The following is a 17,864-nucleotide window of genomic DNA, read 5'->3' as shown; positions in this document are numbered from 1 at the left end:
TCGGTGCGGGTCACAGGCTGGCTGTCCTTCATCACCAGCACGGGCGCCCGCCGGTTCGGATAGACGTCGGCGTCGGGATCGTTCTTCATGCGCATGACGTCAGCAAACTGCCGGCCGAACAGTTTGAAGTGCGCGATCAGCCCGGCCATCTCCTCGGGCATCATGCGGTAGGTGTAGAGATTGCACATTACGTGGCAGCCTAACAGACCCCAACACGTTGGAGTCGCATGGAAAAGAAGGGTGGACCACCTTCCGTCGTGACGATTCGGACTTACCGGCCGAGGCGGCGCGGTTCGCTCGCGAGCAGGTTTTCGGGCGGGATGAGCGGATCGAACCGTTGGCCCCGCAAGGTCCGAAGCTCAGCCTGGAGAAGGTGATCGAGGCGTTGCACGACAACGAGATCAACGCCGGGCTGCAGAGCTTCGCCTGGTGCGGGCTGCGGGCCTGGATCGGGGACGAGCTGAACGGGATCCGCTCTTCCGGTCGGTTGATTCCCGCCACGGACAAGCGCTGGGCAGGTGACGGCACGGTCGCCCTATGGCTTCACCGGACCGCGCTCAGGCTCTACCCTGAGAGTTCCTATGCGGTCCGATTTGGCCGGGATCCCTCCGGTCTCGCCATGGACGACCAAGGCCGGGCCTGAGCTGACGATGGCGCGCCGAGCGACACCGAGTCTTTCTGAGGAGGCGCGTCCTCCTTCCTGGCTTCCTGGATCAAGCCACAATTGGCGCGCCTGGTCGACCAGGTGCCGGCCGGCAACGATTGGCTGCACGAGATCAAATACGACGGCTACCGCATGCATGCCGTATGGAAGGTGGCCGCATCAAACTGTTGACCCGCACGGGGCTCGACTGGCATCGTTACAAGGCGACAATTGGCGCACTGGCAGCGCTGCCTGTGAAGTCGGCCTACATCGACGGCCAACTCTGCGCCCCGGACGGTCAAGGTATCAGTTCCTTCAGCCGACTTCAGGCCGCAATGGATCAAGGCCATACCGAAGAGCTGATCTTCTTCGCTTTCGACCTTCTGTTCCTGCAGGGCAGGAGCACCGAAACCTTGCCGCTGATCGAGCGCAAGAAGCGCCTGAAATTGCTATTCAGCAAGAACGTCCCCTCCCTGCGTTTCAGCGACCATGTGGTCGGCGACGGCCCTTCGTTCCTGAAGCATGCCTGCGAGATGTCGCTGGAGGGGGTCATTTCCAAGCGGGTGGACAGGCCATATGCACCCGGCGACCGCGGCCTCTGGGTGAAGTCGAAGTGCCTCAACCGCGAGGAATTCATTGTCGTCGGCTGGACCGACCCTGCCGGCAGTCGCGGCCATATCGGGGCTCTGATCCTGGGCTACTACACGCCGGACGGACGGCTGCTCTACGCGGGCAGGGCCGGCACGGGTATGAAGGCAGTGGAGCTGAAGCGCCTCAATGGAATCCTCAAGCCGCTCGGTATTCCGCGGACGCCCCTTGACGAGCCACCGCCGCGCGAGTCTCGCTTCGGCTCTCCTCTCCAGCTCTCGCGCGTCCATTGGCTCAGGCCCGAGGTGGTGGTCGAGGTGACCTATCTGACCTGGACCGAGGACGGCCTTCTCCGGCAGGTCTCGTACCAAGGCCAGCGTGAAGATAAACCGGCTAGGGAAGTCATTCGAGCGGCACCAGTGACCCGGAACTGATCACTGAAAGAAGGACAGTCGCCTGCCACGGTAGCCGCCCCCAGCTCGTACCTGGCTCCGAGTCGGCTATTCGCCTGGCTGAATTCACCCGCGAGTGTCGCCGCGGTCACCTTGCCCTTTCGCCACTGTCCGCCGCGCGTGATGGCGCCTGTCGGCTGAGAGCGAGTGGCCGACATCCACCACCTTCTTGAACGACGTGCCGCGTGCATTGCGTCGCACAAACAGCTTGCTGGTGCCGGTGTCGATCAGCTCGCGCTTTGAGGCGCGCTTCCTGCCTTTCTTTCTCGTTGTCGGCATGGCCTGCTCCAGATCGTGCTCAAAGGCTGCTTGCACAACCGCTCCTGAATTAACGCCGCAAGCGTGCAGGCGTTGCTCGATCGGTAGTCTACTAGTAGGCGGAAAACGGCGCGGCAAGTCTGGGCGGGTTGCTCTGAGCTCATCGAGCCGGGTCTGCGGATCACTCTGGTTGCCAACTGCAAGAGCGCGATGGCACCTGCCGCTTCAGTTGCATCGTCGTTGCTTCGCTACGGTCCGCGCCGGAATGCCGGCCGCGCAAGGAGCCGGGACACACCCGTCAGCCACGCGCCATCGTACCTCTCGTACAGTGCTTCCAGCTCTGCCGCTTTTTGCTCGTAGGTCTTCCAGCGCATCCACTTGGGCTTGGCGGACAGGCCGTCGCGCCAATCTTCAGTCCCGCCCAATGAGCGATAGAGATTGTCACCCCGGCGCCACGCGCGGTCCATGGCCGACTCTCGCTGACTGGCATAGCCCAAGCGATAGGCAGACCGACTCCAGAATTGATACCCATCACGGGGCAGAAACAGCCGTGGAGGCGCGTCCTCTTTCCTGAATCAAGCCCAATTGGCGGGCCTGGTCGGCGAGGCGCCGGCCTTCGGGCTATTGCACCGTCAGGCTCTCTCGTCATGACCTTCAACGGGGCGTTCCGGCCGTGATGAGGGTGGGCGGGTTCACCAAGGCGGTGACGCCGGCAGCGAGTGCAATCAATTGCGCGAAGTTGTTTGTGCAATTGATTGCACAAATGAGATCGGGAGTGGACCCGAGGCCAGATGCCGGTGTCGCTCGCCGGTCCCGGCGCCCTTGCCGCCGACCAAGCTCAATGCAAGTCGGATGGCGGCGGTGCGCCCGCCGCCCTTCGACGTGACCGATCTTCGTCCCTGGCGAAGGTGTCGATGGCTTCGCAAATTCGCTCGTAGAGGCCGACCGTCAGCACATGCCGTACGAGCAGGATGTCCATCGAAAACCAGACCAGGTCTTTTGTCGCTTCATGATCGACGGGCTGCACTGGTCGCCGGGGACGAGTGTCCAAAGCAATGTCGATCCCGGCTTTAACTGTGACCTCCTTTCCTTGTGCCGGGTCGTAATAGGGCCATGCCGGAGTGTACTGGTACAAGACCCGTACAAATCTCTTGGCGTCGATGCCGAGTGGTCTCAAGTCCAGATTGAGGTAGCCGCTGCCAATAAACGGTCGCTTGGTCATCAAACCCTCCTGAGGTGATGACTTTGCGTAGCGCTTTGACCTCTCTAAGCAATTGAAATAACAACGATATTCAAGAAAAATCGGCTCGCTTGCTGGCCGGTTAAAGATGGAGCGTTTCATGCGTCGAAGCTGCTCGCGGCTTCGCTGTGGATCGTCCGGGTTGCTGCTCTCGGCCCATCAGACACAAGCCCATGACTTGGGCCATGCCGATCAACGTCCGATACATTGACCCCGCCTTGGAGCCAGACTTTCGCGTCCGATGTCGGCATCGCTGCTTCGGCTTCTTCAAGGCCGGTTCAGCGCGCGGAATTGATTGTGCAGCTCACCTTCGACCCGGTTCAGGTCAACGCGTCTCGGAGACCCGCAAATCCTTTTCAACTTGGCACTTTTCAGAATCCTGATTTGAGATCCGGATATCAGGATTCAGCCTGGCCTGATGGCGCAGAACTCGTGGTGGCCTTGTGCTTGCCGACTTGAGCCGGGCTTGTCGATGAAGTCGCAGATGCGCGATGAGCCGCGGAGCATTCGATCCACCGAGATGAGGGCGGCCTGCGCCGCCGCTCAGTAATCTTAAATCGGGGTCTACTTCGTGCCTTGCGCCCCTATTCTGCCCTACACTAGATACTGCCGCGTCATGGTGACCAGCGTACCGATTCCCGCTCCACCACATCTGGCCGCGCCCACCTGAATTTGCTTTACTTCGACTGACAATGAAATTCAGGGAGACGTCTATGCGCGCATCATTCTTGCGTAGCGTTGCTGCCGTCGTCGTCGCCTTGACGGCGAGCTCGCTTGTCTCTCCTGGATTCGCACAGGACAAGGTGCACTTTCAGACCGACTGGATCCCATCGGGCGAGCACGCCATGTACTACGGCGGCTGGAGTAAGGGGATCTATGCCAGGCATGGCATCGACATAACCATTACGCGCGGCTACGGCTCGGGCGACACGGTGACCAAGGTGGCCGGCGGCGCGGCCGATTTCGGTGTCGCCGATATCGCTGCGGTGCTTACCGCGCGGGCGCGCACCAACGTCCCGCTCAAGACGATCGCGGTCCTTTACAATCAGTCGCCTCATTCGCTTTTCGTCCTCAAGAGCTCGGGGATCACCAGCTTCAAGGGATTGGAAGGCAAGAGGATCGGCATCACGCCCGGCAACAGCCATCGCTTCTATTTCCCCGAAGTCGCCAAGCGGGCCGGGACAGATCCCAGCAAGATCGTCTGGACGAACATGGATGGCGCAGCGATGGCGGCGCAGTTGATCGCGAAGAATATCGATGCCGCGCCGTTTTATTCGATCCACTACTATTACATCAACAAGGCGGCGCAGAAGGCGGGCGAGGAGCTGGTAGCGCTGCCGTTCGTCTCGGTCGGGTTCAAGATCTACGCCGCCACCCTGATCAGCACCGACAAGCTCATCAAGGAGAAGCCTGATCTGGTGAAGCGCTTTCTCGCCGCGACGAAAGAGGCCTTCGAATGGGCGCGCGACAATCCGGACGAAGCGTGCAAGTTGCACGTCGCCCGTTTTCCCGAAGTCCAGCTCGATGACTGCACCCACAGCCTGAGTGCCACAATGTCGTTCGTATTCAACGACCACTCCAAGGAATTTGGCTTTGGCAAGGAAAGCCCGGAACGGCTGAAGTTTACTTGGGACGTGGTGGCCGAAGCGCAGGAGCTCAAGAAAGACTGGGATTACAAGCAGGCCATCGACACAAGCCTCCTGCCACAGAAATAGGCAGTCAGGAGGAACGCGCCCGTGATCTTGCTTGACCACGTGACACGCGTCTTCAACTCGCGCGATGGCGATCAGGTCGTGGCTCTCAAGGACGTCTCGGTCTCGATCGATGCCAATGAATTCATCACGCTGGTCGGGCCGTCGGGCTGCGGAAAATCCACCCTCCTGCGCATCGTCGCCGGGCTCATCTTGCCGACCATGGGTACCGCTTCGATCGGTGGTGTCCCGATCCGTGAGCCACGCTCGGAGACCGGCATTGTCTTCCAGGCTCCGACCCTGCTGCCGTGGGCCAGCGTGATGGACAATGTGCTGTTTCCGCTACGCATGATGCACAGGATCGATTCGACCAGCGCTGACAAGGCCGCCGCCCTGATCAAGCTGGTCGGCCTCAGTGGTTTCGAGCGCAAGTCGCCACAGGAACTCTCGGGCGGTATGCAGCAGCGCGTTGCCATCTGCCGTGCATTGGTCCACGACCCCGACATCCTTCTCATGGACGAGCCGTTCGGCGCGCTCGACGCGCTGACCCGGGAAGAAATGACGCTGGAATTGCTGCGCATCTGGAGCGAACGGCCCAAGACAGTGCTGTTCGTCACCCATTCTATCAGCGAGGCCGTAGTGCTCGCCGACCGCGTCATGGTGATGTCGCCCCGACCCGGCCGCATCGTCGAGATCATAGAAGTGAACGTACCGCGACCGCGCGGTTTCCATGTGGAGGGCGACGCCGCGTTCCATGACGCCAGCCGTCGCATCCGCGAGCTGATCTTCGGGGAGCGCCATGTCGGTCCAGGCCGCGCCGCCGCTTGAAAGGCGGCGCAAGCCGCCTGCGGCTGCCCTCAGCGAGGTGGTGGTGCCTTTGCTCGCGACTGTGGCGTTCTTTGTATTGTGGGAGGGAATTTGCCGGACTTTCAGCGTGCCGGCGTATCTCGTTCCTGCCCCGAGCCAGATCTGGACGGACACAATAGCAATCGGGCCGGCCGTCCTCGGCCACACGATGGCGACCCTGAAGACCGTGCTACTGGGCTTTGGCGTCTCCATCGTCGTCAGCCTGCCGTTGGCGGTGCTGCTGACCGCCTCGCCTGCCGTCGCCAGCACGATCTATCCCTTCCTCGTCTGGACGCAGTCGATTCCGAAGGTTGCCCTTGCACCGGTCCTCGTCGTGGCGCTCGGCTCGAACGAGCTTCCGCGAGTCGTGATCACGGTCCTTGTAGCCTTCTTCCCGCTGGTGATCTCGGTCGCCACCGGCTTGATGTCCGTGCCGCCGGAGCTCCTCGAGCTCAGCCGCGCCTGCCGCGCCTCGAAATGGAGTGAGCTGTGGCGCATTCGCCTGCCCTTCGCGATCCCCTTCATATTCGCGGGCCTCAAGGTCGCGGTGTCGCTCGCCGTGGTCGGCGCCGTGGTTGCGGAGTTTGTCAACGCCGATTCGGGACTGGGCTTTCTCATCGTTACGTCGACAGCCTTCTTCAGGGTACCGGTGGCATTCGGCGCGCTGATTATCCTGTCGATCATGGGCGTTGTGCTGTTCCAGATCGTGGTGATCGTCGAGCGCGTGTTCTTCCCGTGGTCGAGCGCAAACGCACAGGTGAGCTCGTGACCGTCGTCCTGTTGAGGGCTGTCTCTGAAGTGAGGGCAAAATGGCCAAAAGGATGACGCTGATCCGTGGCGGACGTGTACTCGACATCCGGGGCCACGCCGCGCCTAAGGCCGACATACTGATCCACGATGATACCATCGCCAAGATCGGCCGGCCCGGCATGGCCGTGCCGCCCGAAGCGAAAGTGATCGATGCCAGGAACCGATTGCTGCATCCCGGCCTGATCAATGGTCATACCCACAGCCACGGCAACCTGGCAAAGGGCATGGGCGATCGGTTGACGCTCGAGCTGCTGCTCACGGCGGGACCCTGGATGAGCGGCAACCGCACGCTCGAGGACAAGTACCTGTCAAGCCTGATCGGCGCCGCTGAAATGGTGTTGAAGGGTTGCACTGCCGCCTATGACCTGGCAGTCGAGTTCCCCATGCCGTCGGTCGACGGCCTCCAGGCGATCGGCCAGGCCTACGTGGATGTCGGCATGCGAGCCGTGCTGGCGCCTATGGTTGCGGACACCACCTTCTTCGAGGCCATTCCCGGCCTGATGGACCGCCTGCCGCCGGGCCTGAGGAGGGACGTCGAACGCTTTCGCCTGGCACCCTACAAGTCAAGTGTCGGGCGGATGAGGAAGGCCCTGCAAACCTGGAAGCTCGGCGGCAAGGGGGTGAGCCTCGCCGTGGCGCCGACCATTCCGCATCATTGCTCGCGCGAGTTCCTGCTCGCCTGCCTGCGGCTTTCCAAGGACTACAACACCGGCCTGCACACGCACGTGGCCGAATCGAAAGTGCAGGTGATCGCGGGCTACCACCTCTACGGATCGACGCTCACCGCCTACATGGACTCGCTCGGGTTTGTCGGGCCGAACTTCACCGTGGCGCACGGCGTCTGGCTCGATCGCGACGACATGAAGCGGCTCGGCGACAAGGGAGCCTCGGTCTCGCACAATCCGGGCTCCAACATGCGGCTCGGCAACGGGCTCGCCGATATGCGCGGCATGCTCGACGCCAGGGTCAATGTCGGCATCGGCACCGACGGCGCGAGCTGCTCGGACAACCAGAACATGTACGAGAACCTGCGGCTTGCCTCCATGGTCTCCAAGGTCCAGGGGGCAGACTGGCAGCGTTGGATCACCACCGAGGAGGTGCTGGAGGCGGCCACCGTCGGCAGCGCCCGCGCCCTTGGCCTAGGCGACCGGATCGGCCGGCTGGAGAAAGGCTACAAGGCGGACATCGTTTTCCTCGACCTTGAACAGGTGAACTGGATCCCGTGCAACGACCCGACCAACCAGATCGTGCACACGGAGGATGGTACCGGCGTGCACTCGGTGATGATCGGCGGACGCATGGTGGTAGAAAACAGGAAGCTGCTCACGGTCGATGTTGCGGATCTGGTCCGAAAGGCAGAGAAATCACGCGAACGGCTGGAGAAGGCCAACAAGCCGGCCAGGGCGCTTTACGGCAAGCTGGAAAAGATTGTCGGCACTTTCTGCCCCGGCCTCGCCAAGCAGCCGCTGCACATCGACCGCTTCGGTGGCGCGCATTACCACTACGACCATCAGGCCACGCGCAGCCATACGCACTGAAGGTCTGGAGCGTCATCTCTGCGCGCGATATGAGCGATTTCACCGACGTTCAGCAACTCAGAGCCACATCAAAGCGTCTTTGAGGGGCGTCGACATCCGGACCTATGGAGAATGGCTGGTCTCGTGCGCAATTAATTGCGCAAGCCCATCGACAGCGGCTCAGCCTGCGCAATTGATTGCGCGCAAATGGGCTCAGCCACTAACGGTCAGGCTGCGTTCGCTGCAGGCCCAGGCTCAGTGAAGTGGCCGTAGCAGGATTTGGGCATACCCTTGGCGGGCAAAGCGCCCTCCAAGGCGGTGGGCCAGTGACCCCACAGAGCCTCCGGCTGCCAGAACGACGGTGTGCTCGCCTTGATGCGCTTCGCGTTTTCCTTGGCCGCCACGGGAGGGAACAAGTCGTCCAGTGCCAGAAGGCCCTGTGTTCTAAGGGCGAGATGGAGTGCCCTAGTATGCGGCGCGCCAAGCTGCAGGTCGGCCTTCTTGAGATCATAGACTTGCAGGCTGAGGAATGGGTTCTTCAGGTCGTAAAGGGCCTCGGCGATGCGATTTGGAGCGGCAGCGATTTCGACGCGGGTAAGGATCGCAGAGGGATCGCCCCCCAATTGGGCCTGCTTGTCGTACACCCGCGCCTGTCCGCGAGCGCGTTTACCAAGGTAAATGGTTTCGAGATGTGCCTTCCGGAGGATGCACTGGCGAATGGGCGATTGCTTGCGATCAAAGACATAGTCGCCAACCCGGATGCCAGGCAGATCAACGGCAATATCCAGCCGCGTCACCTTGGCCTCCCAGAACGTGAACCAGGGTAGATCGAGGTAATCATCGAACTGCGCAACGACGTTGGCCATCTGAGTGGGGCTGAACCGGGCAGGGTTCCACTCGATGCGAAGGAATCCGCCTTGGCCATTTCGCGGATGTGCCTGGAGGAACACATAGTCGGAGGCCCATGGAGTTGCCGCCTTGCCGGATGAGCCGCTCGGGGGATGGAGCCTCGCTGCATATAGATAAGCCCCCTTCGTAGCACTGATCCAACCAGTCGTATGGTCCTTGGGGAGGTCAATCAGCTGACCGCTGATGTACTTTTGATGTTCTGCGTCCTGCACACCGAAGGTCATGCTGATCTTGTCGATGAACAGCTGCGGGGGCTTGTTAGAGGGAAGCGCGTTGTGGTCGGCTTGGGCAAGGGCACACTTCTTCGGTTCCGCCACTGAGGTATTCGGCGAATTCATCTCTCTCTCTCTCTCTTTCTCGGGGTACTTGGGCCTTCAGCTGGTTAGAGCTGGGTCGTTGAAAACAGCAACGCAGGTGCAGACCGTTCCAGCGCGCTGGAACGGTGGGCCAGTGGATTCGAACTGACAAGCGGGCATGTGCTCTTCCTCGAGAAGCACACTCGTGCGTATCGCAATGGGCGCGGCTGTCAAGGCTTCACCTTAATCTGTAATCACCGCCTCGCTCCTATCGGCCCGAGGATGTTTGCGGAACGAATGAAATCCCAGTAACTCGCGCAATCAATTGCGCCAATCGAGCTTGGAGCTGAACCGAGAGTATCCCATCTCCTCTTCGGGATGTCGGGGCGGACTGACCGAATGACTTCGACCGCTCCGGTGGTGGTGACCTCGAGTTCGCGCAATTGATTGCGCAGATCGCTGATCGAGGCGGATCCTCACTCTTTCTTCCGGGCACACCCGTTGCCAACAATGGTCCCCTCGACTCCATTTTTCTTTTGCTAACACAGATATTTCAGATAGATGAAAAGGTGCTCTTGGAGTGGAGCACGACATGAAAACCGACGGTGAACGTCGACAACTACCTATCAACCGAATTGCGGGCGTGCCGTCCCATTGCCGCCTCGCCGCATTTACCAAGCCGGCTCGATAGGTATGATTTTTTTCAAGAAGGCCGAGCTGGGCCGTCTAGAACATCAACCGGCCGAACAGGTCGCGCGGCGTCTTGGCAAGTCGGTGCGCTGGCTGCAATCTCGTCTGACAGAGGACGGCCGTAGGCCGGCGCGCGAGCAGAAGCTGCAATGTCACCACTACGTCGGCAGGTCGAAGCGATGGTCGGAGAGCGAGTACAGGGCCCTGGAGGCCGAAATCGTCGCCCAAAGTGGGCGCCAGCACGGCGGGGACCGGGCCTTGCGATCGTCGAACGCGACGGGACCTGGCACGTCCACGGCACCGTGCGCCTTCGAGGCCTTGACGGCGGCCGACGCTCGGTCCGCATTAGAAAGGGTACTGGCCTTCCAGCCGTCCCCGACACAATCGGGCAGGCCGAGACGCTCCGCGATACGTGGGCGCTCGAGGTCCGCAACCAGGTCATCCACGGCATCCAGCCCAGCTGCCCCCTTCCAATCGCGCTAGAAAGGTATCTCCATCGAAACCGTCCGCATGGCCGCAGGCCTTCTTGGCGCGAGATCTCGATGACCAAAGCGATCGTACGCCGCTTCGGGGTCCGGTTGATGAACGAGATCGCCGCCGATGAATGGGTGAAGTTTGTGGACAGCGAAACTATCGACGTCGCCTCCTCGACCCGCGAGCGCTATCTGAATGGCTTCATGTCGTTCCTGAATTGGTGCGCAGCGAAGCCGCGCCAGTGGATCAGCGACAAGACGATGCCGCATTTCGAGCGCGAAGCGGCAGCCCGCAAGCCCAGACATCGCCAACGCCGGCGGGTCGCCGAGTGGCGGCCCGAACTCATCATGCTCCTGATCGACAACGCGGGTTGGCATTTGAAACCGCAGCTTTGGGTCCAATGGAGCACCGGCCAGCGGGTTTCCGCCGTGCTGAAGCCTAGGCTGTGCGACGTTGTCCTCGCCCACGGACGGGAGCAAATCACATTCCCGACCACCAAGTCCGGCGAGCCGGTGACGGCATCGCTGCATCCCGCCGCCGGCGATGCGCTGCGCCAGTACCTCAAGAAGCGCGGACGACTATGGGATCGCGAGGGTCCGCTGTTCCTCACTAAGGCGGGCAAACCCTACAAGACCGAGAACGACCTCAGCGGCCACAATCGGACTGCGTTCAGCAACGCCAAACGCAAGGCGATCGGCACCCGCCGGCAGCAAGCCGTGCAACTCGCCCTCAAGCTGCGCCGCCAAGGTCGTCGTGACGAGGCGCGCGCAACGATCGGTCAGGCCTGGGCCGACGTCCGGCTCATGCGGCAGATCACCCAGCATTGGTTCCGTCACCTTCTGGCGACAACCACCATGGCCCTGCAGGCCCCGGTCCGCGTCGGCATGGACCAGGGCGGCTGGCTTACCGTCGAGAGCTATATGGCCTATGCGCATGACGTGCCGGACGTGCGGCGGGCAGTGGTCGACAAGCTGCCGCTGCCGGCAGCAGCGAATAAGGAGAGCGCACAATAGAATTGGCGTGCTTCGCGACCCACAGCAAGGCCTCGCAGCGAGTCGATTCAGTCCCACGTGCCGATCACGATCGCCTTAACTCAGGAATCTCAAAATAAGAGCCTGATGACATCGCCTGTTCGGCATGCCTCTTCCGCCGCAAGGCAGGCGATGATCGACCGGCGCGCCTCCTCAGCACTCACGGGCGCCAAGTTGTGCCGGAAACCAGCGATCGCCGCTCGCAACATCTCCTCGAGCTCGAATACTTCGCCTGAATGCGGCGCGACAAGCGCCTCCGGTTCCCCGCCGCGGCGACTGATTCTGGTCGCGAAGCTCGGCGTGCCCGTCCGCGCCGTGGCGCCCGCCCACCAGGAGCGAACTCCACCCGCGTCGCCGACAATCTCAAGCGTGCAGTGGTGCTCGAAGCCGCCGAGCGACTGCGAGACGGTAATGAACTCGCCCTCAGGATAGATCATGCTTGCGCTGAAATTCTCGTACATGCCTTCTGCCGCGCGCGGGCCGTTGCCGCGCGCTCGGACCGCGACCGGCTCGCCGACCGCCGCGAAGTACCACATGAGAAGATCGAAGAAGTGCACCGGCTCCTCGAGGATCCAGGATCCGACCCGTGCGGGGTCATGCCGCCACCCCGAAGAGCCGGACCGGAAGGCGTGCCGAAAGAGCGTGAAGCTGGCGTAGCGGGGCCGCCCGATGGCGCCCGACGCGATCTCGCGCCGGATCGCGCCCCATTGCTGCGAGACCCGCAGCTCGTGATTGACGGCAACGACGCGACCGGCGCTTCGGGCGGCAGCGATCACGCGATCGCAATCGGCCACCGTTGTCGCAAGTGGCTTCTCGAGGAACACATGCCGGTCCGCCGCGAGGGCGGCGCAGGCGAAGTCGGCGTGCAGGACGTTCGGCACCACGATATCGACGGCCTCGCCCGGTACCTCCTGCAGCATGCGCCTGAAGTCCCGGTAGACGGTCACGCCGGGCAGTTCGGCGGCGGCGGCCGCAGCGGAGGCGTCGCCGTGGCAGTAGACCGCGCACAGCTCGGCCTCGGGCATCCGCTGCAGGGTTTGCGCGTGGAGGCGCCCCCAAGCCCCGTATCCGGCGAGTGTAAAGCGCATCATCGCTCGCCCGGCCAAAGCGACGGCACTGGCTCGAGAAAGCGCCGCACCGCGTTCCCGGTCGACCGCGCCCTCGTCGGCTCGCTCAGCGCGCCAATCCCACCGATCGAGCCAACCGGGAAGACCGCGCCGGCGCCTGATGATCCGGTATCGGCGAAATTGATGAATCGCTCCATTCGCATGATCAGTGGTCCAGACGCGCTTTGTGGATGTCCTGAAAGTGCTGCGGGTAGTCGTGTTTGCGAATTGAGACGTCGACCAGCGCGGGAATGCCGCTTGCATTCGCCGCGAGGGATGCCTCGAGTGCCGGCTCAACCTCATCGGAAGCGACGGCGCGAAAGCCGCGGCAGCCCTGGGCCTCGGCAATCCGAACGAAATCCGCTGCGACTTCGAATTGGGTCGCGACGAACGGCTTGTTGTTCAGGAGCTGATTGTATTGCACCCAGCCGAGTGCACGATTGTTGAGCACGACCCAGGTAACGCCGCATTTCAATTCCGCGGCGGTCGCCAGCTCCATCATCGCCATGTTCATGGCGCCGTCCCCGGTGATGCAGACGATCTTCCGGTCAGGACGGGCGAGCTTGGCGCCGATCGTGCCGACAACACCCATGCCCATCGCCGTCTGTTCCGCCATCGGCACACAGGAGTCGATGTCAAGAACCCGGTACCACGGCCAGTAGTAGCACCACAGGTCCGCGCCGCCGTTCTCCTTGCACAGGATCGTGTCGCGGCCGAACACCTTGTTCACGGCGGCGAGCACATAGGGAACCCGGATCGGGCTCTCCTTCCGCACCGCCTCAGCGCCGGTCTCCTCGAGAAAGCGGCGCTTCATTGTGGCGAGACGGTCGAGCCGCTCGCGGCGCGCATCGCCATCGAGCAGCGGCAGCGCCCGGCCGAGTTCGGCAAGGGCGAGACGGGCATCGCCCACGAGACCGACATCGGGTCGCCAATTGAGCCCGATCGCTTCGGGATCGATGTCCACCTGGATGAAGCGCGCGCCTTCCGGCCAGTGCGCCCAGGAATTTGTGGAAAACGCCTCCAACCGCGAGCCGATCGACAGGATGAGGTCGGCTTCGTCGTAGTAGCGCTTGCCGAGTGCCGTGAAATAGAGGCCGACCTGGCCGAGCGCGAGCGGATCGTCCTCGCAGATGATGCCGCGCCCTCCCGGCGTGGTGAACACCGGCGCGCCCAGCGTGTCGGCCAGTCGCCTCACCTCACTTGCGGCCCCAGACCACACGGCGCCGCTGCCGCAGAGCAACAGCGGCCGCCGCGCCTTCGCGAGAAGAGAGCCGGCCGCCTCCAGCGCCTCCTCGCTGGGACGTGTGCGATGGCGCGGCATCGCCGGTCGATAGGCTGGCATTTCGACTGCGCGGTCGGCGAGATCGGAAGGCACTTCGATGTAGATCGGTCCCGGGCGACCGTTCGTCGCCCGCGCGAAGGCGCGTTCCAGCGTCCACGTGGTCGTCGCCGGATCGACAATGCGGGTCGCCCATTTCGTCACCGGGCGCATCAGCGCCACGGAATCGAGTTCCTGGAAGGCGCCGCGCCCGTCATGCGCGAGCACGACGCCGTTGCTGATCGCGATCACCGGAAGGGACCCCGAGGTCGCCTCGAGGAGACCGGTTACGAGATTGGTAATACCCGGCCCCGGGTTGGAGAAGACCACGCCGGGCCGGCGCGCGAGGCGCGCATAGGCATAAGCGCAGGCGACTGCGGAACTCTCGTCGCGCACGAGAACAAATTTGATGTTCGTGCGTTCGGTGAGGTCGTAGATGAGGTGCTTCGGATTGCCGGGAAGGCCGAACACGTACTCGACGCCCTCCGCCTCCAGCGCCTCGGCGACGGCGCGCCAAATGGTCTTGCTTGTCATTGCATCGTCTCTCCTCGGGCGTCCTGTGCGCCCGCCTCGCAGGCGATCCAGGCGCGCCCTGGAATCGAGCTCAGAAGCAAGCGCGTATATTCGTGGCGAGGCCGCTCCAACACCTCGGCGGCCGGTCCCGTCTCGACGATCACGCCGCGGCGCATAACGGCGACCTTATCGGCGACATGGGCCGCGACCCGCAGATCGTGCGTGATGAAGATCATCGTCAGTTCGAGGCGCCGCTGGATGTCGTCGAGGAGCGCCAGCACCTGCGCCTGGATCGATACATCGAGCGCCGAGACCGGTTCGTCCGCAACGAGCAGTTCCGGCTCGAGCGCCAACGCACGGGCGATTGCGATACGCTGACGCTGCCCGCCGGAGAATTCATGTGGATAGCGGTCGGCGGCGCTGGCATCGAGCCGCACCAGCTCGAGCAGTTCGTCGACGCGACGCCGCGCCTCGCGCGGCGTGATACCGTGATAGAGTGGCCCCTGGGCAATGATGTCGCCCACCTTGCGGCGCGGATTCAGCGAGGCGTAGGGGTCCTGGAACACCATCTGCAGACGCCGGCGCGCCCGCCGCAAACGGCGTCTCGGAAGGGCGAGCAGATTGCCCTCGACGCCACTGAGCTTAATCTCGCCGGCGTCGGCGGTCATGAGCCGCATGACGAGGCGCGCCAGCGTCGACTTTCCCGAGCCTGACTCACCGACGACCGCCAACGTCTCCCCGCGGCGAAGCACGAAGCCCGCGTTGTCCACGGCCTTAACGATGCGGCGGGGGCGGAAGAGGCCGGTCGGGGCGCTGAAGGTCTTCTCGATACCTCGCGCCTCAAGCAGGACCGGGCGGCTCGACGGCGCGCGCGGCCGCGCCGGCTGCAGGCGCGGTACGGCGGCAATGAGCTGCCGCGTGTAGGCGTGCGCTGGGCGGGTCAGCACGTCGGTGGCTGTGCCGCTCTCGACGATCCGGCCCGCCTGCATCACCGCGACGCGGTGCGCGATCTCGGCGACGACGCCGAAATCATGCGTGATGAAGAGGATGCCCATGCCCCGCCGGCTCTGGATTTGACCCAAGAGATCCAGGATCTGAGCCTGCGTCGTCACATCGAGTGCCGTCGTCGGTTCATCGGCGATGAGGACGGCCGGGTCGAGCGCCAGTGCCATCGCGATCATGACACGCTGGCGCTGCCCCCCGGACAGGCGGAAGGGGTACAGCCGGGCAAGCGTCTCGGGCTCTGGCAGTCCGACCGCCGCGAGGAGCTCAACGACGCGCCGCCGGGTGGGATCCGCGACACCGTGAAAGCGCAGCATCTCGGCGATCTGATCGCCGACCCGCATCACCGGATTGAGGGCCGTCATCGGCTCCTGGAAGACCATGCCGATGCGGCCGCCGCGAATCGCCTGCATCTCATGGCCGCCGAGCCCGAGAATGTCGCGGCCCTCGAGAAGAATGCGGCCGGCCCCGGCTTTCACACCGTCCGGCAAGAGACCAGTGACCGCATGGGCGGTCATCGACTTGCCGGATCCGGACTCACCGACGAGGCACAGGATTTCTCCGGAATGGAGGGAAAGGCTCACATCGTCGACCGCGTGGCGTCGTTCGGCGCCCGCCGGGAGATCGATCACGAGGCGTTCGATCGCGAGCACAGGGACAACGCTCATCGTGGCCGGCCTTGGCGCCGCAGATGCGGGTTGAGGGCGTCGTTCAGCCCCTCCCCCACCAGATTGATGGCGAGAACGGTCAGGAAGATCGCCGCGCCTGGAAAGACGCTCAGCCACCAGGCCTGTCGGATCACTGCGCGGGCGGCGCCAATCATATACCCCCAGCTGATGAGGTTCGGGTCCCCGAGCCCGAGGAAGCTCAGCGCCGATTCGGTGAGGATCGCGGTCGCCACCATCAGCGAGGCCATGACGATGATCGATGAAGCAGCGTTGGGCAGAATCTCGATCAGGATGACGCGCCACGCTGGCAGGCCGATGGTGAGCGCTGCAGCGACGAACTCGCGCTGCCTCAACGCCAGGAACTCGCTCCGCGCGAGCCGGGCGACAGGGGGCCAGGTGACGACCGCGATGGCGAGGATCGTCGAACTGATTCCGGGCTGCAGGATCGCGACCAAGAGGATCGCGAGGATGAAGCTCGGGATTGTCTGCACAAACTCGGTGAAGCGCATGATCGCCTCATCGACGCGACCTCCGGCGTAACCCGACACCGCGCCCAGAAGAACGCCGATCACCGTCGCCCAGATTGTCGACGCGAGACCGATCGTGAGTGTCACCCGCGCGCCGTGAAACACGCCAGCGGCCACATCCCGCCCGAGCATGTCCGTTCCCATCGGAAAGCTGGCATCGGGCGCCAGCATCGGCTTGGCCTTCATCTGCCATGGGTCACCGGGGAAAAGCCAGGATGCCGCGAGCGCAGCGAAGGCGATCGCCGCCAGCACGACCAGCCCGGCGAGGGCGCCACGATTGCGGCTGAAACGCTGCCAGAATTCGCGCATCAGGAGGCACCGATCCGCGGGTCGGCAATGCTGAGGGCGATGTCCGTCAGCATGTTGAAGAAGATCACCATCACCGAGCAGATGACGAAGATCCCGAGCAGCAGGTTATAATCGCGCTGCAGCAGCCCATCGAAGGCGAGCCGTCCGATCCCAGGCCAGGCGAAGACTGTCTCGACGACGATCGCGCCGCCGACGAGCTGGCCGGCCTGGATGCCTGCGATCGTGATCACCGGCAGCAGCGCATTGCGCAAGATGTGAGCCCGCACGATCCGCCCCTCCGGAAGCCCCTTCGCGCGGGCCGTACGAATATAGTCGTAGTGCTGCACTTCGAGCATCGACGACCGGGTCAGCCGGGCATAGACGGCGACATAGAAGAGGCCGAGCGTCAGGGCCGGAAGCACCAGATGGGCGGCAACATCGAGGCTGCGCGCGGCCGCACCCTCCGGCGGTATCATGGAACGCATGCCGAAGGGCGGTAGCCATCCGAGTGCGACGGAGAACAGCAGCACGAACAGGAGCCCGATCCAAAAGATCGGCATCGCATAGAAGACCAGACCTGCGACGGAGATCGCGCTGTCGACCCAGCGCCCCACACGCCGGGCGGCCGCACTGCCGAGCGCGATTCCGATGGCGAGCGCGAAGAGGAAGGCCGAACCGGTAAGCAGCAGCGTCGCGGGTAGTCGTTCCAGGATCATGTCCGCGACCGGTCGCTGGTTGCGGTAGCTGAACCCGAGATCGAGGCTTACGACGGCCCGCAGATAGATCGCAAGCTGCTCCGGCAACGGGCGGTCGAGGCCATATTGCTGGCGGATCTCGGCGAGAACGTGCGGATCGGAGGCACCTGCCTCGCCAGCGAGCACCGTGGCCGGATCGCCCGGCGCCAGGCGGATGAGACAAAAGTTCAGGACGACGATCGCGACGAGGACCGCCAGCGACTTCCCGATCCAGATTAGAGCCCGAGAGAGCCGGCCCACGT

Annotated in this window: 17 protein-coding genes; 7 read left to right on the top strand and 10 right to left on the bottom strand. The window is 63.4% G+C overall.

Features of this window, described 5'->3' with window-relative positions; all coding sequences use genetic code 11:
* On the bottom strand, window positions 1-188 hold a 188-nt coding region (locus VH499_RS01495; RefSeq protein WP_332050906.1), incomplete at its 3' end, for a hypothetical protein.
* Window positions 189-337: 149 nt separating this feature from the next.
* Between VH499_RS01495 and VH499_RS01490 the strand changes: the two genes are divergently transcribed.
* Window positions 338-643 (top strand): hypothetical protein, encoded by a 306-nt coding sequence (locus tag VH499_RS01490; protein ID WP_332050905.1) that lies wholly within the window; start codon window positions 338-340, stop codon window positions 641-643.
* Window positions 644-831: 188 nt separating this feature from the next.
* Window positions 832-1,665: a non-homologous end-joining DNA ligase gene (ligD, locus tag VH499_RS01485; protein ID WP_332050904.1), complete on the top strand. Its 834-nt coding sequence runs from the start codon at window positions 832-834 to the stop codon at window positions 1,663-1,665.
* Window positions 1,666-1,749: 84 nt separating this feature from the next.
* Here the strand turns inward: ligD and VH499_RS01480 are convergent, their stop codons facing one another.
* The 3 genes from VH499_RS01480 to VH499_RS01470 form a co-directional block, all read right to left on the bottom strand.
* On the bottom strand, window positions 1,750-1,962 hold the full coding sequence (locus VH499_RS01480; RefSeq protein ID WP_332050903.1) for a hypothetical protein: 213 nt from the start codon (window positions 1,960-1,962) through the stop codon (window positions 1,750-1,752).
* A 227-nt stretch (window positions 1,963-2,189) separates the two neighbouring features.
* Entirely contained in the window at window positions 2,190-2,408 is a 219-nt protein-coding gene (locus VH499_RS01475; protein ID WP_332050902.1) for a hypothetical protein, read from the bottom strand.
* Between the two features lie 371 nt (window positions 2,409-2,779).
* Window positions 2,780-3,163, bottom strand: coding sequence for a hypothetical protein (locus VH499_RS01470; protein WP_332050901.1), 384 nt, complete (start codon window positions 3,161-3,163; stop codon window positions 2,780-2,782).
* Between the two features lie 731 nt (window positions 3,164-3,894).
* On the opposite strand from VH499_RS01470, the gene VH499_RS01465 reads away from it, so the two are divergent.
* Genes VH499_RS01465 through VH499_RS01450 form a run of 4 tightly spaced genes read left to right on the top strand, consistent with a single transcriptional unit; the run spans window position 3,895 to window position 8,066 of the window.
* Window positions 3,895-4,896 (top strand): ABC transporter substrate-binding protein, encoded by a 1,002-nt coding sequence (locus VH499_RS01465; RefSeq protein WP_332050900.1) that lies wholly within the window; start codon window positions 3,895-3,897, stop codon window positions 4,894-4,896.
* A 21-nt stretch (window positions 4,897-4,917) separates the two neighbouring features.
* Window positions 4,918-5,700, top strand: coding sequence for an ABC transporter ATP-binding protein (locus VH499_RS01460; protein ID WP_332050899.1), 783 nt, complete (start codon window positions 4,918-4,920; stop codon window positions 5,698-5,700).
* Complete coding sequence (locus VH499_RS01455) at window positions 5,672-6,487, top strand: ABC transporter permease (protein ID WP_332050898.1); 816 nt, start codon at window positions 5,672-5,674, stop codon at window positions 6,485-6,487. The genes VH499_RS01460 and VH499_RS01455 overlap by 29 nt, the downstream gene beginning before the upstream one ends.
* Window positions 6,488-6,527: 40 nt before the next feature.
* A complete protein-coding gene (locus VH499_RS01450) occupies window positions 6,528-8,066 on the top strand; it encodes an amidohydrolase family protein (RefSeq protein ID WP_332050897.1) in 1,539 nt (512 codons plus the stop codon).
* A 206-nt stretch (window positions 8,067-8,272) separates the two neighbouring features.
* Here the strand turns inward: VH499_RS01450 and VH499_RS01445 are convergent, their stop codons facing one another.
* Window positions 8,273-9,292: a hypothetical protein gene (locus VH499_RS01445; RefSeq protein WP_332050896.1), complete on the bottom strand. Its 1,020-nt coding sequence runs from the start codon at window positions 9,290-9,292 to the stop codon at window positions 8,273-8,275.
* Window positions 9,293-10,482: 1,190 nt separating this feature from the next.
* On the opposite strand from VH499_RS01445, the gene VH499_RS01440 reads away from it, so the two are divergent.
* On the top strand, window positions 10,483-11,427 hold the full coding sequence (locus tag VH499_RS01440; RefSeq protein ID WP_332050895.1) for a tyrosine-type recombinase/integrase: 945 nt from the start codon (window positions 10,483-10,485) through the stop codon (window positions 11,425-11,427).
* A gap of 89 nt (window positions 11,428-11,516) precedes the next feature.
* Here VH499_RS01440 and VH499_RS01435 read toward each other — a convergent pair whose 3' ends face one another.
* From VH499_RS01435 to VH499_RS01415, 5 genes are read right to left on the bottom strand one after another with little or no spacing between them, the layout of a single operon-like run.
* A complete protein-coding gene (locus VH499_RS01435) occupies window positions 11,517-12,815 on the bottom strand; it encodes a Gfo/Idh/MocA family oxidoreductase (protein WP_332050894.1) in 1,299 nt (432 codons plus the stop codon).
* The gene (locus VH499_RS01430; RefSeq protein WP_332050893.1) at window positions 12,718-14,403 is read right to left on the bottom strand and encodes a thiamine pyrophosphate-binding protein; all 1,686 of its coding nucleotides are present in this window, start codon (window positions 14,401-14,403) and stop codon (window positions 12,718-12,720) included. Before VH499_RS01430 ends, VH499_RS01435 begins: the two co-directional genes overlap by 98 nt.
* Window positions 14,400-16,052, bottom strand: a complete 1,653-nt coding sequence (locus VH499_RS01425) for an ABC transporter ATP-binding protein (RefSeq protein ID WP_332050892.1) — start codon at window positions 16,050-16,052, stop codon at window positions 14,400-14,402. The genes VH499_RS01430 and VH499_RS01425 overlap by 4 nt, the downstream gene beginning before the upstream one ends.
* Window positions 16,049-16,888, bottom strand: coding sequence for an ABC transporter permease (locus VH499_RS01420; protein ID WP_332050891.1), 840 nt, complete (start codon window positions 16,886-16,888; stop codon window positions 16,049-16,051). The genes VH499_RS01425 and VH499_RS01420 overlap by 4 nt, the downstream gene beginning before the upstream one ends.
* Window positions 16,888-17,862, bottom strand: coding sequence for an ABC transporter permease (locus VH499_RS01415; RefSeq protein ID WP_332050890.1), 975 nt, complete (start codon window positions 17,860-17,862; stop codon window positions 16,888-16,890). Before VH499_RS01415 ends, VH499_RS01420 begins: the two co-directional genes overlap by 1 nt.
* Window positions 17,863-17,864 lie beyond the last annotated feature (2 nt).

Source organism: Reyranella sp. (assembly GCF_036558665.1).
Taxonomy (GTDB): Bacteria; Pseudomonadota; Alphaproteobacteria; order Reyranellales; family Reyranellaceae; genus Reyranella.
Note: the sequence above shows the minus strand (reverse complement) of the source record. Positions and strands in the feature narration are given on the sequence as shown.

Coding starts and splice junctions, on each gene's coding strand:
- VH499_RS01480 (WP_332050903.1), bottom strand. CDS start 1,962: ATGCCGACAACGAGAAAGAAAGGCAGGAAGCGCGCCTCAAAGCGCGAG.
- VH499_RS01475 (WP_332050902.1), bottom strand. CDS start 2,408: ATGGACCGCGCGTGGCGCCGGGGTGACAATCTCTATCGCTCATTGGGC.
- VH499_RS01470 (WP_332050901.1), bottom strand. CDS start 3,163: ATGACCAAGCGACCGTTTATTGGCAGCGGCTACCTCAATCTGGACTTG.
- VH499_RS01465 (WP_332050900.1), top strand. CDS start 3,895: ATGCGCGCATCATTCTTGCGTAGCGTTGCTGCCGTCGTCGTCGCCTTG.
- VH499_RS01455 (WP_332050898.1), top strand. CDS start 5,672: ATGTCGGTCCAGGCCGCGCCGCCGCTTGAAAGGCGGCGCAAGCCGCCT.
- VH499_RS01450 (WP_332050897.1), top strand. CDS start 6,528: ATGGCCAAAAGGATGACGCTGATCCGTGGCGGACGTGTACTCGACATC.
- VH499_RS01445 (WP_332050896.1), bottom strand. CDS start 9,292: ATGAATTCGCCGAATACCTCAGTGGCGGAACCGAAGAAGTGTGCCCTT.
- VH499_RS01440 (WP_332050895.1), top strand. CDS start 10,483: ATGACCAAAGCGATCGTACGCCGCTTCGGGGTCCGGTTGATGAACGAG.
- VH499_RS01435 (WP_332050894.1), bottom strand. CDS start 12,815: ATGCAAGCGGCATTCCCGCGCTGGTCGACGTCTCAATTCGCAAACACG.
- VH499_RS01430 (WP_332050893.1), bottom strand. CDS start 14,403: ATGACAAGCAAGACCATTTGGCGCGCCGTCGCCGAGGCGCTGGAGGCG.
- VH499_RS01425 (WP_332050892.1), bottom strand. CDS start 16,052: ATGAGCGTTGTCCCTGTGCTCGCGATCGAACGCCTCGTGATCGATCTC.
- VH499_RS01420 (WP_332050891.1), bottom strand. CDS start 16,888: ATGCGCGAATTCTGGCAGCGTTTCAGCCGCAATCGTGGCGCCCTCGCC.